Here is a 15,128-nt window from a genome sequence, read left to right on the forward strand (position 1 = left end):
CCACGCGTGAACCCCGAGCCACCTCTGACGAACCCCGAGCCGTCTCTGACGACCCCTGAGCCGTCCCTGAGGAGCCCAGAGTCGTCCCTGACGAACCCCGTCCCGCCCCTGCTCGTCCCCGTGCAGGTCGACGCGCTCCTGGTGAACAAGCGCGTGCGCGACAACGAGACCTGGCGCCGCTGGTACGCCGACTTCGAGCGGCTGGACGACCGGTACGCCCCCGAGCCGGACCCGTTCACGTCCTCCGCCTCCGACAAGCCCGGCCACGGCATCCACCTGCAGTGGACTTTGCCCGACGCGCTGCGGCGCGGCCGGCAGGACGGCCCGGCCGGAAAGGTGGAGTTCCCGCTGGTCCCCAACCGCTGGCTCGTCGTCCGCCACAGCCGGCCGGCGGCCGAGCCCGGCGCGACGCCCGTCGCCGCAGGCTGGATCGTCGACAGCGACTACCTGGACTACGACGAGGGGACGTCGGCGTTCCTCGACCCCCGGGCCGCGCGCCTCACGCCCGAGTACATCGGCCGGGCCCACGACCTCGCCGACGGCCCCTGGGACGAACCCACCGGCCGCGAGCCGTTCCTCACCGCCGCCGGCCCCGGCCTTCCGACGTTCTCCATGTTCCAGCCCTACAACCAGAACGTCTTCTCCCTCCACGACCCGCTCTCCGGCCTCGACCAGCCGTCCCTGATCAGCTACCTGGTGGCGGGCTGGTACTCGCAGGAGGACTGGGACATCCTCCGGCGGGAGCCCGGCAACGACGTCCGCCAGGTGCTGGACACGCTGCGCTGGGCCACCACCGACAGCGCCTTCCGCCCCTCCCGGTCCCTCTACGCCGGGACCGCCCTCGGCCTGTCCTGGGACTTCGACGGCGACCGCCCCGCCTCTAACAAACCCGGCGACAGGGAGGACGACACCGCGATTGACGTCGACGTCGCCCTCGGGCACATCGCCACCGACGCCGAAACCGCCCTCCACCCGGCCGCCCTGGACGACCCCGAAGCCGCGCGCCTATGGGAGGCCTTCTCCTACGACCTGCTCGACGTCCTCGACGGCGAGGACGAAACCGCGCTCGACCAGGCTCTCCGCCGCACCTGGTTCGGTGCCGAACAGGGCGGCTACACCTGGCGCATCGTCGACCGGCCCACCGACGACGTCGACGGGCCCATCGACGGCGTAAACCGGCCCGCCGACGGCGTAGACCGGCCTGCCGGCCATGGCAGCCCGCGGCCGGCGCTCACCCCCGAGCAGACGGCCGCCGAACAGCAGTGGCTCGCCGAGCTGAACGCCACCCAGGCCGCACACGACGCCGCCGCCCGCGAACTGGCCCACCTCCAGCGCCGGCTGTACGGTCTGTGGTGGCTGAGCGGCCGCCCCACCCGCCCCGGGCCCGAGTGGGACGCCGCGTGCGAAGCACAGCTCAACCCCTCCGGCGAGGGCAACCTCGCCCACCAGGTGCGGGACAAGCTCGACGAGTTGTTCCGCGAGCCCGGCGACTCCTCCTCCGACGAGGGCGGCCTGCGGCACCGCATCCCCTGGGGCGACGACGCCGACCGGCTGGCCGAGGCAGTCGCATCCTACGCGGCCGAGCACGGCCTGGCACCGGGCCGCGAACTCCAGCGGGTCGCCGAGCCGCCCTTCCACAGCACGCCCGACCCGTCGGTCGTCGTCCGCGGCGCCAGGCTCGACCGGCCGCTGACCGACGAGAAAACTCTGCTCTGCCGTACCCCCGGCGAGACGGTTACGCGGATCCGGATCGGCGGTGACATGATCCCCGCGCCCGACCGGCCGCCCGCCCCCGACCTCAGCGGCCTGCCCGAACCGGCCGCGCTGGACGCGCTCCTCGCCGAGTTCTTCCTCCTCGGCCTGGCCGCACTCGCCCCCGGCAGCGCGCCGGACCGCACGGCCCTGCAGGACGCACTGGACGACGACACCGGCGGGCACGTGGAGGGCGTCGTCGCCCGCTGGACGCGCCAGTGGCGGCAGCCCTGGTCACCGCTGCACCTCATCTGGAAGATGAACTGCCACCCGACCCCCTACCGGAGCGACGGCAGGGACAACTGGCGTTTCGACGGCACCCGTTACCGCTGGGAGAACCGCGACAGCGCCGAACCGCCCGCCACCCTCACCGGCCGCGCCCTGCTCAACCCCCTGATCCCCTTCAACACCCGGGCCCGCCTCGCCCAGCACGCCGACACCCGCCCCGGCGCGCCCGTGGCCGAACTCCGCGAACTGCGCCGCCGGGCCGAGGAATGGGACCTGCTCTCCCAGCGCATCGACGGTGTCAACGACTGGCTGGCCCAGCACACCGTCGCCACGAACATCGCCCCGGCGGACGCCCTGGCCGAACTCGTCGACAACCGCACCTCACGCGTCTCCCTGAGCGAGGCCCCCGACCCCGGCCCCGCCTCCGGCGGCGACGACCGTGACTTCCGGCCGGTCCGGGCGGCCCAGTTCGCCTTCGAGCAACTCCACGTGGTCGACCGGTTCGGCCGCTCCCTGGCCGTCATCAGCCCCGACAACGCCGAGCGCTTCCCCGTACAGCGGGCCGACAGCGTCACCCCCGTCATGGCGGTGAACCCCGAGAACCCCTACCGCTACGTCGAACTGCCCCCGCGCCTGCTGCAGCCCGCCCGGCTGCGCTTCGACTTCGTCTCCGCCACGGACGACCACGACCGCGTCGACGTCGAGGCCGGCCCGGCCGAGGCGGCGGGCCGCACCCCCGTCTGCGGCTGGCTGCTGGTCAACCACCTCTCCCGCTCCCTGCTCGTGCACGCCCCGGACGGGCGGGCCCTGGGCGAGATCCGCGTGGCCCTCGACACCGCACACCGGCAGATCACGGACTGGGACGCTCTGCCGTACTCGCCCTACCCGGACGTCGCCGTGGACACCGGCTCCGGCCGGGCCTTCGCCGCCGAGCTGCCCCACCTGCACGGCTTCGTCAGCAAGCTCCTGGAGGCGGGCCCGGACGCCTTCGCCGAACTGCTGAGCAGCCTCGACCACAGCCTGGCGACCACCGCGCCGGGCGAGGACGACGACAGCCTGGCCGGCCTGGCGGGCCGCCCGGTGGCGCTGCTGCGGGCCCGGCTGCGGTGCGAACTGAACGGGCCGGCCATGACGTCCTCGTCCTGGGACGACGTCGTCAGCCCGCCCCCGCCGGAGTTCACCGACTACCTCTGGAACGTCCGGCTGGGCGCCGGTGACATGCTCGGCGACGGCCTGGCCGGCTTCTACCTGGGCTCGGACTACACCCGTCTGCACGCCGTTCCCGAACCCGCGCCCGAGCGCACGGGGTACGTCGTCCCGATCGACGGCCACGAGGTCCGCGTCCCGGCCCGGCCCGTGCTCCCGCCCGCTCGCGCCCGGGAAGCCGACACCGCCGCGGCCTGGGTGACGCTCCTCGCCGACCCGTGGGCCGCCGTGCACGCCGTCACCGACATCCTCCCCGTGGGCCGGCTGCTGCTGCCGTCCACCTGGGTGCGCGAACCGCTGAGCCGGATGAAGCTCGCGTTCCGGGCCGGCCCGCTGCTCGCGGGCACCCGCCCGGGGACCGGCGACCCGGGCGACCCTGACGGCACACCCGTCGCACACCTGGTCGCCCCCGGGCCCTCGGGATGGCGCGGCACGTGGGAGTGGGCCGAACCGGCCGCCGGGCCCGCGCAGTGGGCGTCGTACCCCCTCGCCACGCCCGATCCGGCGCTGGCCCTCACCGACGGCCCCGCCGCCGCCCGCCACGGCTTCCTCCTGCTCTCCGGCGCGCTCGGCGAGGAGGCGGAGGCCGGGGCGGGGACCAGGTCCGGGTCCGGGCCTGGGGTCCGGACCGGGGCCGCCGCACGGCGCACACCCCCGCCGACCGCCCCCGACGAGCAGCCCGGGAGCCCGTCATGACCGCCGCCCTGTCCTACGCCGTCCACACCGACCCCGCACCGCTGAAGGTCAGCACGGACAAGGCCGAGTCCCGGGCCGTGCTACGGGTCACGGTGACCAACCCCGGCCCCGGCCCGGTCGCCTGTGAGCTGATCACCCTCACCCTGCCGACCGGGAACGGCACCGGCGCACTGACCGCCACGCCCGAGACGATCACCGCGCACGTGGAGGGTGGCACCGGCTGGCAGACCGAGCACGCGGGAGGCGGCGTCTTCCAACTCCGGCCCGCTGACCCCGGCGCCGAGCTCAAGCCGGGCGAGAGCTTCGTCATCAGGCTCGACGGCATCGTGGTGAACCGGGCAGCGGGCACCGTCACACTCGGGGTCGCCGACACCACATCCGGGATCGCCGATACGACGGCCGGGTCCCCGGCCGCACCTCCGCGTACCCGCACAGCCGGCAGCTGGAGGCTCGCCAAGGCGCCCACCGGTACGATGCTGGAGGACTTCCGGCCCGACCGCACCAGCGTGCCCAACGGCGAGACGGTGACGCTGACCTGGTCGTGCGTGGACGGGCCGGACTACGAGCTGTTCTACGGCGACCAGCGCGTGACGGTGAACGACCGCATCGTCGACGGCCACGGCAGCTGGACCTCCCCGTGCCTCCACACCGCCACCGCGTTCATGCTGCTGGGTTCCACCGAGCAGGACGGCGCTCCCGTCACCTACGGACTGACCACCGCCGTGACCGTCGACGTGCCCGATCTGGAGGTCGGCAGCCTCGACGCCAACGGCACCGTCCGGCTGTTCGGCGAGATCCAGGAGATCGCCGGGGGCGTCGGCAGCGGCACGTGGACCTACCGCGCGGCCACCGACGGCATCATCACCGGCTACATCAAGACCAACCAGACCGGGACGCCGGCCACCCTCAACGTCTTCGTCACGCCGCCGGACACCAAGCAGCGGAAGTTCGCCGCCCAGTCCTGGGACGCGCAGGGCGGTATGGAGAACCGGGAGGCCGGCCTGCTGGTTCCCGTGTCGCGGGGCTCGGTGGTCAGCGTGGTGCAGAAGTCGGACGGCGGCGGCTTCACGGCGGAACTGACCTGGTTCCCGTTCGGGTCGGGACCGCTTCAGGTGGTCGAGCCGTGAACCCCGCCGCACCGTCCGACGCCTCCTGCGCCGTTCCCACCGCGCCGCACCGACCGGAAGGACCCTTCTGATGAGCGGAACCAGCACCGATCTGACCCCCGCCGGGATCGACGCAGCCTTCAGCGTCCCCGACTCGGCGGACGCTCCCGCCGCCGTCTACCTGCTGCGCGCCGGCTGGGCCGTCCACCACGACGCCGCGTCGACCGCCCCGCCCCGGCGCGGCGCCGCCCTCCGCGAGCTGTGGCCGCAGCTCCCCGCCGCGTATTTCGGCGGAGTCGACGCCACCTGCTCGACCGACACGCAGCGCGTCTACTTCTTCAAGGGCGCGACCTGCGTGCTCTACGACGTCGCCGCGAACGCGCCGGTGGGCGGCGCGGCCCCGGTGCCGATCGGCGACAAGTTCCCCGGCCTGCGCAACGGCGCGCCCGACTTCACCCAGGGAGTCGACGCCGGCATGGCGGCGTCCGACGGCACCGTCTACCTGTTCCGGGGCGGCCAGTACGTCAACTACGACCTGGAAACCGACGAGGTCCTCGAACAGGGCACCCTGGAGAAGGACTGGGCGGACCCCGGCCACCCCGACCCCGGCGTCCTCGGCGGCGTCGCCGCCGCGTTCAACCACCCCGCCACCCGCAACGGCTACCTGGTCGCCCCGGACGGCACGCGCTACGCCGAGTGCGACACCGAACCCGAAACCCACCACGTCACCTCCGGCCTCAAGGCCCTGCGGGACCGGTGGCCGTACCGCACCGTCGTCTCCGTGGTCGACGACACCGAGGGCCACCTGTGGGTCTTCGACGCCGCCACCGGGCAGAAGATCCGGCAGACGGTCGCCGGCTCCTACCCCGGCGGTGTCGCCCTCTCCGCCGACGGGTTCCGCGCCCTGGTGCCCGTCAGGTCCTCCGGCGGAGGCAACGGCAGCCTCGCCCTCCTCGACATCACCGCCGGCACGCCGCGGTCCGTGCAGGTCGACGACACGTGGCCGTACCGGGTGGCGCCGCTGCCCGACGGTTCGGCGGCCTATGTAGCCACCGTCTTCGGCAGGGACGTCCACGCCGTCGACCTCACCACCGGCGCGGTCCGCTCCGTCGAGATCGGCGAGGAAGCCTCCGGCGTCGCCGCCGCGCCCGGCAGCGACGTGGTCTACGTCAGCTGCCGCACGAAGGGCCAGGTGGCAGTCGTGGACACCACGACTGCCACCGTGACCCGCTGGCTCGACGGCGGTTCCAAGCCGACGGAGCTCGCCCTCACCCCCGACGGCACCACACTGGCCGCCACCAACCCCGACGGCGGCAGCAGCTTCGTGGCCCTCGCCATGACGGCCGGCAGCGGGGCGCCCCGGCTCGTCCCCGTCGGGCGGGACGTCATGGGCATCGCGGTGTCGCCGGACGGGCGGCAGCTGTACGTCGCCGACCTGGACTGGAAGATCAAGGTGATCGACCTCGCGAGCGGGAGCCACGTGGGGGACGTCCGGGGGCAGGAGGGCCGGCGGCTGTCGGCGGTCGCCGCCTCCCCGGACGGCGAGCACCTCTTCGTGACCGACTACCTCGGCACCTCCGTACAGAAACTGTCGGTCTCGACCGGCGAGCCCGTCGCCGAGTTCCCCCTCGGGATCGCCCTCACTCAGTACGCGTACGTCACCGCAGGCCCGGCCTGGGGGTGACGCGGACCATGACCGTACGCCGCCCCGAGGACAGCACGTGCGTCCTGACCTACGACGTGACGTCCGTCCCCGAGCCCATCCAGGTCTCCCAGGGCTCCACCCCGGCGAAGGCCACGCTCCACCTCACCGTGACCAACCACCGGCAGGCCGCCGTCCACCTGGAGAGGGCCCGCTTCACGTTCCCCGTGGGCAGCGGTCCGGACGACCTCACCCCGAACCCGGGCAGCGCCGAACCGCAGATGGAGGACTCCAGCAGGTGGCGCTTCGAGCAGGACACCGACGCGCCAGGCACCCTCGTGCTCAGCCCCAGGCGCGCCAGCACCACCCTGCCCCCCGGCAGCCAGCTGGAACTGGCTGTCGCCCACATCGAGATCGGCTCGGCAGTCGGCACCAGCAGGCTCACCATCGAGGAACACCTCAAGGACGCACCGGAGCCCGGCACGGAGGTATGGCCCCTGGCCAAGGTTCCGGCCGGCTTCACCGTCGGTGACTTCCGGCCCAAGCGCATCCTCGTCCGCAGCGGTTTCCCGGCCGAGCTCACCTGGCGCGGCGAGTCGCGTCCCGGTGCCACCTACCGGATGCTGCACGACGGCGAACCCCAGGACGTCACGGACGTCCGCTACTGGCCGTCGCCGCCCCTGCACCACGACACCGCTTTCGCGCTCGTGGTCACGGTGACGGAGGGCGGCGGCACCGCGGAGCACGCGATGACGACGGCCGTGACGGTCGCCCGACCGGACCTGACCGTCAACGACCTCACCGTCCAAGGGCACACCCTCCTCACCCGCGTCCCCGAGCAGTTCGACCTCGGCGAGCAGCCGGGCCGCACGTACACCGCCGAGACCGACGGCTTCCTCGTCGGGCACGTACGGGCCGACCAGGACGTGCCCGACACCGAGGACCCCGCCCCCACCCTGACCGTCACGGTCGCCACCGGCGGCGCCGTCCGCGTCGCCAGCGTCCAGTCACGCCTGGCCGAACGGCAACCGGGCGACCCCGGCAGCGCACTCACCGCCGTCGTCCCCCGAGGATCCACCGTCACCATCACCCGCGCCGGCACCACACCCAGCACCCACAGCCTGCGCTGGTTCCCTCTCGGCACGGGCCAACTGAAGGAGGCGGGGGAGAGGTAGCCCCTCAGCACCACCGCAGCGCTAGCTTTGCGGGACGTCCCTGACGAACACGATCCCGTCGATTGCGACCAGGTGGGCCGGGGCGAGCGGGGAGTAGCCGAACCAGGGAGACACGAGGGGCGCGGGCAGTGCGTCACCGAGGGTGGTGGCCAGGCGCGGGGCGTCGATGACGCAGTGGTCCTCCGGGAGCGCGTACATGAGGCCTTCGAGGCTGTCCGGCGGTGGGGTGCCCACTCCCCGGTGCCGGATCGTGCCGAGGGCCGTGGCCACGAAGGCGTACCCCTCGCCGAGCCGGGCACTCACCAGCGCGCCGGCGCTCCACCATTCCACCGGCCCCTGCCACATCTGCATCGTGCTCTTCTCCCGCTGGAGATGGGAGTTGTGGGCGTGGACGAGCGCCGGGCCGCGCCCGGCGATGGCGAGGAGGTTATGGGCCATCATCGAATCCCGCAGCGCGCACAGCCGGGTCATGCGCGCCGGTGAGGTGTCTGCCATCCAGAAGTGGTAGCGCAGCAGGCCCGTTGCGGTGCGCCCGTACAGGCGTGCTCGGTCCCAGTCCTCACGGTGAGCGCCTGCCACAGGTCTCCGGCGTCCGTGCCCCGCCCCGGCCCGGCCAGGCGCGGGCCACGATCGGTCAGGTGGACGGGCAGGCTGACGCCGATCCGCTCGCCGTGCCGGGCGATTGCCGTGGCGCACCATCGGAGGTCGGTCAGGGCGCTGCGGCCGAGGTTGAAGCGGGCGCATCCGGTGGCGAGGACCCGTTCGAGGGCGGCCTCGTCGTCGACACCGGCCCGGCACATCAGCTGGACGCCGATGCTGACGGCCTCGATGACACGCCGAGCCTGGGGCTCCGCCACCTGGCCGTCTCCGACCCGGTGCACCACGCGGCCACCGGACACGTGCACCGATGGAAAGAGCTCGGACCGGCCCCTGGCGGCCTCCTGCGCCTGCGAAACTCGCTGCGCCCCCACTAGCGCGCTCCTCCCGAACTGCGCCGAAGGACCTCACCCATGCGTCTGATAGCACGTTAGAGGCGTTCCGTCCCGGCCGTATACGACGCGAACCGGGAAGCGCTCTCGTACGGCGGTGTGAGGCGGCCGGGCGGATGGCCGGCCGACCGGGGGCCGGCCGCCTTCGGTCATCGCGACGGGCGGACGCCAGCCTGGCCTCTCCGCACTCGAGCCGTAGCGCATCAGCAGACCGCGTGTGGCGGCAGTCCCTGAAGTCACCGCCGCGGCCGTGGGAGCTGGCCGCAGCTGTCACCCGGCGCCGGGGGAGCCCCCACCGCATGTCCGGATGTGACAGATCACCGTCATTGCGGTCATGGGTGGTGGCGACGACGATGAGTCCATGCCCCTTTCGCACCGTGTCGTCATCGCGGTCTTCCCGGACGTCGATCTCCTCGACGTCGCCGGCCCGGCCGAGGTCTTCGCGCTGGCCAACCGGGAGACCGCGGGCCGTGCCGGCTACCGGGTCCGCCTCGCCGGGCCGGCGGCCGGTGAAGTGCGGACGTCGGCAGGTGTGCGGCTGCTGGCCGATCTGGCCTTCGACGAGGTCGGCGGACAGGTGGACACCCTGCTGGTGCCCGGCGCGGTCGACATGACGGACGACGGCCCCGTCGCCCGTATCGACGCCGGCGTCGTGGCGTGGGTGAAGGAAACCGCCACGCACGCCCGGCGAGTGGCATCGGTGTGCGTGGGCGCGCACCTGCTGGCGGCGGCCGGGCTGCTGGACGGGAAGACCGCGACCACGCACTGGTCGACCGCTGCCCAGCTGGCCGCGGAGCACCCGGACGTCACGGTCGACCCGGATCCGATCTTCGTCCGGACCGACCGCGGCCGCCTGTGGACCGGCGCCGGCATCAGCGCCTGCCTGGACCTCGCGCTTGCCCTGGTGGCCGAGGACCTGGGCGAGGACGTCGCCCTGGCCGTGGCCCGCCAGCTGGTGATGTACCTCAAGCGGCAGGGCGGGCAGAGCCAGTTCTCCGTACCGCTCAGTCGGCCCGCCCCCGCCCGCCGTGACATCGACGAGCTGCAGGCGTGGATCGCCGACCACCTTGACGAGGATCTGTCGACGGAGAGGCTGGCGGCCCGGATGTGCCTGAGCGAGCGGCACTTCGCCCGCGTCTTCAAACAGGAGACCGGGGTCAGCCCCGCTTCCTACGTCGAGGCCGTCCGCGTCGAGGTGGCCCGCCGCCTGCTGGAGACCAGCGACGAACCGCTCGACCAGGTCGCGGCCGCGGCCGGGCTCGGCTCGGTGGAGACCCTCCACCGAGCGGTCAAACGGCAGCTCGCCACGACTCCCGCCGCCTACCGCCGCCGCTTCCGCACCCGGGCCACCTGACCCTCACCCGCCCCCTCCACCCACCGACATCTCCCAGCACGCAGGCAAGGCGGACAGCTACGCCATGCCGTCTTCCCCTCCCCGTTACCCCTGGAAAGGCACCACCGTGAGCAGTAACCAGCCGTCCACGACCCTGCGCGACATCATCGGCCTGGACAACCAACCGCCCAGGCTCAGCGACTCCGTCCTGGTCATGGTCGATTTCCAGAACACCTACCGCACCGGCGTCATGGCCCTGGAAGGCGCCGAGGAGGCCCTCGCGGCCGGCGCCCGCCTCCTGGAGCGCGCCCGCGCCGCGGGCACGCCGGTCATCCACGTCATCAACGACGGCGGCGCGAACACCCCCTACGACATCCGCGCCCGCATCGGCGCCATCAGCGACGAGGTCGCCCCGGCGGCCGGCGAGGCGGTCGTGGTCAAGCAGTTCCCCAACGCCTTCCACCTCACCGACCTGGAGAAGACCCTGACCGGCCTGGGTGCCGCCCCGGGCAGCGGCAAGGACCTCGTCATCGGCGGCTTTATGACCCACATGTGTGTCAGCTACACAGCCCAGGGCGCCTTCAACCTCGGCTACCGCCCCACTGTCGTCGCCGAAACCACCGCCACCCGCCACCTCACCACGCCCGACGGCACCGTCCTGCCCGCCGCCACCCTCCAGGCCGCCGCCCTGACCACCATCACCGACCTGTTCGGCACGGTGGTCCCCGCCGTCGACGCTCTACCTCTCTGATCGGGCTCCTCCGCGGCTATGCCGAGGACTGCACGTTGCCCATGTCCGTCTTCAGGGCGTGCATCGAAAGTGCCTGGTGAGGATGGCGGAGAGTCCATGTGTGATCCAGAATGACTGGATGGTCACGCTTGAGACTCCCCGTTTGATCCTGCGCCGCTGGCGCGAGGAAGACGTTGCGCCCATGGCTGCCGTCAATGCCGACCCCGAGGTCATGCGGTGGATCCGTGACGGCAGCGTCCGTGACGAACAGCAGACTCGCGGCGGGATCCAGGCGTGGGAGAGCGAGTGGGAGTCACAGGGCTTCGGCCTGTTCGCCGTGGAGATCCGGTCCACTGGCGAGCTGGCCGGATTCACCGGCCTTTCGGTGCCCCACTTCTTGCCGGAGGTGCTTCCGGCGGTCGAGGTCGGCTGGCGGCTGGGGCGTTCCCACTGGGGGCAGGGCTTGGCCACCGAGGCCGCTGCGGCCGCTGTACGGTTCGCGTTCGAAGAGCGAGGGCTGGAGCGGATCGTCAGCATCGCTCAAGTGGGCAACGATGCCTCCGAGCGGATCATGACCAAGCTGGGGATGCATCCGGTCCGTGAGACCGTCAATCCCACCAGCGGTCGGCGAGTGCGGGTGTTCGAGTTGTCGTCGGACCAGTACGTCACCACTACTGGTTGATGGCGGCAACGCCCTGGGGTTGGGAGCGACCCTGGGGCGCATTCGCGCTGATACGCCATTGAGGCCGGCCGTGAAGTGCTCCGTCGGCCGGCCGCAGGACGTTCCTAGGGGACGACCCTGTAGCTGAGGGCCGGGTAGGTGAAGTTGGCCCAACTCAAGCTGCCGAGTCCGTAGTACCAGTCGCTGGGCTTGTCGGGGAGGCCGGTCCGGCAGTCGTGGTTGTAGTAGACCTTGATATTCGAAGCCGTGAAGTTGACCGCGGAGAGCGCGGGTTCCGGGAGGGTCTGGCAATCGGTGTTGCCGATGTCGACCGGCATCTTTCTCCCGCTCAAGTCCGTCCCCGCAGAGAAGTACGCCACGGAATCGTGAGGCAGGCCGACTGCCGCAGCCGGCTGGGCGACGACAGCGCCCACCAGTAACGCGGCACCGGCGATGGCGAGCGCGCTGCCCGCCAGGTGCTTCTTCCGGCCTATGGCCATGGAGTACTCCTCCTTGTGAACGACATCATCGGAGCAGCCTGTGGTCCGGCCAGAGGGGTCGACGGATGGAATCGACCATCGGCCATCGGCGGTGACGTCGTCCCGGCGTTCTCCGCCGCACGCGCGCCAGCGCGGGTCAGCCGACAACCGACACCTCGGAGCAGAGGAGGCCGCCCGCACCGCCGCGCAGGTCAGCAGCGACGTCGGCCGATCTGCACAACCACGTCCTGGCGAAGAGCCGAGAGTGGCGAACGGCAACCGTCCCAAGCGGGCCGAGGCCCTGCGGAACCCGCCCTCCTCCTGTGTGCACCATGAAGGATCGATCACCCGTGTCGTCGGCTGGCCCGGGCCGTTGATGAGGCGTGGCTTATGATCCGACGGTCCCAAAAGAGGACCACGCTCTCCGCCGGCACAGCCGGAAACGGTTCTGGTCGCTGCTGGCCCCCGCCGTCGTCGTAGCGGGCGGCGTACTCGCGGCCGAGGCGTCCGGCGCGATCGCCGCTTCCGTGGCCGCCTCCGGGGAGGCGTTCAAGGTGTCGGGTGACCGGCTCAGCGGCTCCGGATTCACCGCCGTTCCCGGCGTGAACACCGATCCCGGCAGCGGCGCGCGGCGCCCGGTGGTCGTCGTCACCGCCCGGCAGGCCCAGCTGACGAACCTGTGCGTGAGCGTGCTGGTGAAGACCCCGCTGGGTCCGGTGACCGTACGGGTGACCGCAGGGCAGGACGAGCCGGTCAAGGCCACCGGGCTGGTCGTGGACAGCGATCAGCTGAACGCGGACCTCGACTTCACGAACGTGCTCGCCCAGGCGACGGACAGTGCCGGATTCTTCGCCCGCACCGGCCGGCTGAGCGTGAAGAACCCCCGATTCGTCGGCTGGCGCGGCACGGCCGGCTCGTTCCACCTCACCGGCCTCGGCATGAGCCTGGTACCGGGACGGCACGAATGCTTCTGACACCGCGCGTGCTCCCGCCGCGCCTGCGCACCTGGTGCCGCCGGCGCCCGCTCGCCGGTGCCGTGCTCGTCACCGCCGGCGGTGCGGAGGTGATGCTCCTGCCCTTCCTCGGCGCACCCGCAGCCGTCCTGCGCCCCGGCGTGGCCGACGCCGCCGGACTGGGGGTGAGTTTGCCGCTCCTCCTCGCCGGGATCGTGCTCTTCCGCCTGCCGCAACTGCACGCGATCGCCGGACCGGCCGCCGTCGCCCTGGCCGTACTGGCTCTCATCACCTGCAATCTCGGCGGGCTGCTGCTGGGGACCGCGCTCGCCATGGTCGGCGGTTGCCTCGCCTTCGCCTGGACTCCGCCCCCCACCCCCACTGTCTGAAAGCGACGTTCCCGCCCATGCCCGCGATCCGCGATCACGCCGCCATCGACGATCCCGCACTGCGTGCCGCCTACGACACCTGCCGCCGCCTGACGAAGGCGAACGACCCGGACATCTATGCCGCCAGCCTGCTGATGCCGCCCCCACTACGGCCCGCCTGCTGGGCCATGTGGGGCGCCGCCCGGGTCAGCGACGACCTCGCTGACACCATGGACAGCACCCCTCACGAGCGTGCCGCTCGTGTACGGGCCTGGGTCCGCGCCCTCATCACCGAGCTGCCCACGGGCACCAGCACCGACCCCGTACGCCGCGCCTTCATCGACACGGTCCACCGCTGGAACCTGGACCTCGACGGGCTGGCCGACTCCCTGGCCGGGACGTGTGACGACGCGTACGGGCGCCGCTTCGCCGACTGGCAGGAATGGAGAGCCTGGGGCCGCACCAACATCTTCCCCTGGGGCCGCCTGCTCCTGACGCTTCTGCAGCAAGTGGGGGTGCCGCTGCCCGCGAGGCTCGACCGGCATGGCAGTTACCTGCGGCTCGTCGACGGCTACCGGCTCACCGAGGTCCTTTCCGACCTCGCCGACGACCTCGCCCGCGGCGACCTACTCCTCCCCGACGAGGTGCTGGACCACTTCCCCGACGCCGCACAAGCCCTGCGCGAACGCCTCTGGACACCGGGTACCACCGAGCTCGTCACCCATCTCACCACGCTGGCCCGCCGCTGGCTGCACCAGCCGGACCTCACCCGCGGGATGCACCCCGGCCCCTTGGCACTGCTGCGCGGGGCGACCCGAGGGACCCTCGCTCAGCTCGACGCCATCGACGCAGCGGGATCCAACCTGCTGAAGAGGACGCCGCGTCCGCCCGCCCTGGTGCGCTGGCGCGTACTCGCCCCGGCTCGTACGCGGGCAGCCCTCGCCTGGCGCCTGACCCCCCTCGACGCGCCCCCGGCCCGCCCGGTTTCCCGAGTCTCCCTCTCCGCCCCCGCCCGCCCGGTCCTGCCGCCGCGCCCGCACCCCAGCGGTGCCCGGCCGCCCCGTATCCCACCCGAGCAGATGCCCCGCCACGTGGCCGTGATCATGGACGGCAACCGCCGCTGGGCCGTCGCGCACGGCCTCCCGGCCACCGAAGGTCACCGCCGCGGATTCGTCGCTTTCCGGGAAATGGTCCATGGAGCCCTGGAGATCGGCCTGCAGAACCTGACGCTCTACGCCTTTTCCACCGAGAACTGGAAGCGGGACGCCTGCGAGATCGACTATCTCTTCGAAAGCCTCCGCGACGAGCTGCGCGACGAGGACAAGGAGCCGTACGGGGTGCGCTTGCGCTGGTCGGGACGGCCGGACGGACTTCCCGCCGATCTAGTCGACCACCTCACACGCGCGGAGGAGACGTCACGGCACCAGACCAAGCTCACCCTTACGCTGTGCATCAACTACGGCGGGCGCGCCGAGATCGTGGACACCGCGGCCGCCCTCGCCCGCGCGGCCATGGCCGGTGACCTCGACCCCGGCCGCATCGGCGAGCACGACTTCGCCCGGCACCTGCCCCTGCCGGGCATGCCGGACGTGGACCTGCTCTGGCGCACCAGCGGCGAACACCGCACCTCCAACTTCCTGCCCTGGCAAGCCACATACGCGGAACTCCACTTCACCTCCGCGCACTGGCCCGACACCGACCGCCTCGACCTGTGGGAAGCCATCACCGAATACACGCGCAGGGAACGGCGGCACGGAGGCGCCACGGCAGCCCGGCCAAGCACCAAGGCGCTTACCTGATGCGAATGCGG

At 72.3% G+C, this 15,128-nt stretch carries 12 protein-coding genes and 1 pseudogene; 10 read left to right on the forward strand and 3 right to left on the reverse strand.

The window, feature by feature from the left end; translation table 11 throughout:
- Positions 1-6 precede the first annotated feature (6 nt).
- The 4 genes from ACFZCD_RS03830 to ACFZCD_RS03845 all read left to right on the forward strand — a co-directional run bounded on the left by ACFZCD_RS03830 (position 7) and on the right by ACFZCD_RS03845 (position 7,805).
- Entirely contained in the window at positions 7-3,882 is a 3,876-nt protein-coding gene (locus ACFZCD_RS03830) for a hypothetical protein (protein WP_391827514.1), read from the forward strand.
- The gene (locus ACFZCD_RS03835; RefSeq protein ID WP_391827516.1) at positions 3,879-5,009 is read left to right on the forward strand and encodes a hypothetical protein; all 1,131 of its coding nucleotides are present in this window, start codon (positions 3,879-3,881) and stop codon (positions 5,007-5,009) included. Before ACFZCD_RS03830 ends, ACFZCD_RS03835 begins: the two co-directional genes overlap by 4 nt.
- Positions 5,010-5,079: 70 nt before the next feature.
- Entirely contained in the window at positions 5,080-6,672 is a 1,593-nt protein-coding gene (locus tag ACFZCD_RS03840; protein ID WP_391827518.1) for a cell surface protein, read from the forward strand.
- Positions 6,673-6,680: 8 nt separating this feature from the next.
- Complete coding sequence (locus ACFZCD_RS03845) at positions 6,681-7,805, forward strand: hypothetical protein (protein WP_391827520.1); 1,125 nt, start codon at positions 6,681-6,683, stop codon at positions 7,803-7,805.
- Positions 7,806-7,826: 21 nt separating this feature from the next.
- Here ACFZCD_RS03845 and ACFZCD_RS03850 read toward each other — a convergent pair.
- Both ACFZCD_RS03850 and ACFZCD_RS03855 read right to left on the reverse strand, forming a co-directional pair.
- A pseudogene (locus tag ACFZCD_RS03850) lies at positions 7,827-8,369 on the reverse strand (erythromycin esterase family protein); the annotation flags it as partial.
- Complete coding sequence (locus ACFZCD_RS03855; RefSeq protein WP_391827981.1) at positions 8,273-8,689, reverse strand: hypothetical protein; 417 nt, start codon at positions 8,687-8,689, stop codon at positions 8,273-8,275. The gene ACFZCD_RS03855 and the pseudogene ACFZCD_RS03850, both read right to left, overlap by 97 nt.
- Positions 8,690-9,155: 466 nt before the next feature.
- On the opposite strand from ACFZCD_RS03855, the gene ACFZCD_RS03860 reads away from it, so the two are divergent.
- The 3 genes from ACFZCD_RS03860 (at position 9,156) to ACFZCD_RS03870 (ending at position 11,539) form a co-directional block, all read left to right on the forward strand.
- Complete coding sequence (locus tag ACFZCD_RS03860) at positions 9,156-10,148, forward strand: GlxA family transcriptional regulator (RefSeq protein ID WP_391827522.1); 993 nt, start codon at positions 9,156-9,158, stop codon at positions 10,146-10,148.
- 106 nt (positions 10,149-10,254) lie between these two features.
- Positions 10,255-10,878, forward strand: coding sequence for an isochorismatase family protein (locus tag ACFZCD_RS03865; RefSeq protein ID WP_391827524.1), 624 nt, complete (start codon positions 10,255-10,257; stop codon positions 10,876-10,878).
- A gap of 118 nt (positions 10,879-10,996) precedes the next feature.
- On the forward strand, positions 10,997-11,539 hold the full coding sequence (locus tag ACFZCD_RS03870) for a GNAT family N-acetyltransferase (RefSeq protein ID WP_391827951.1): 543 nt from the start codon (positions 10,997-10,999) through the stop codon (positions 11,537-11,539).
- Positions 11,540-11,643: 104 nt separating this feature from the next.
- Here ACFZCD_RS03870 and ACFZCD_RS03875 read toward each other — a convergent pair whose 3' ends face one another.
- On the reverse strand, positions 11,644-12,018 hold the full coding sequence (locus ACFZCD_RS03875) for a hypothetical protein (RefSeq protein ID WP_391827526.1): 375 nt from the start codon (positions 12,016-12,018) through the stop codon (positions 11,644-11,646).
- A gap of 362 nt (positions 12,019-12,380) precedes the next feature.
- Between ACFZCD_RS03875 and ACFZCD_RS03880 the strand changes: the two genes are divergently transcribed.
- From ACFZCD_RS03880 to uppS, 3 genes are read left to right on the forward strand one after another with little or no spacing between them, the layout of a single operon-like run.
- Positions 12,381-12,971: a DUF6230 family protein gene (locus ACFZCD_RS03880; RefSeq protein WP_391827528.1), complete on the forward strand. Its 591-nt coding sequence runs from the start codon at positions 12,381-12,383 to the stop codon at positions 12,969-12,971.
- Entirely contained in the window at positions 12,962-13,339 is a 378-nt protein-coding gene (locus tag ACFZCD_RS03885) for a DUF6114 domain-containing protein (RefSeq protein WP_391827530.1), read from the forward strand. The genes ACFZCD_RS03880 and ACFZCD_RS03885 overlap by 10 nt, the downstream gene beginning before the upstream one ends.
- 17 nt (positions 13,340-13,356) lie before the next feature.
- On the forward strand, positions 13,357-15,117 hold the full coding sequence (uppS, locus tag ACFZCD_RS03890) for a polyprenyl diphosphate synthase (protein ID WP_391827532.1): 1,761 nt from the start codon (positions 13,357-13,359) through the stop codon (positions 15,115-15,117).
- Positions 15,118-15,128: the final 11 nt, after the last annotated feature.

Source organism: Streptomyces sp. NPDC008001 (assembly GCF_042958085.1).
GTDB lineage: Bacteria > Actinomycetota > Actinomycetes > Streptomycetales > Streptomycetaceae > Streptomyces.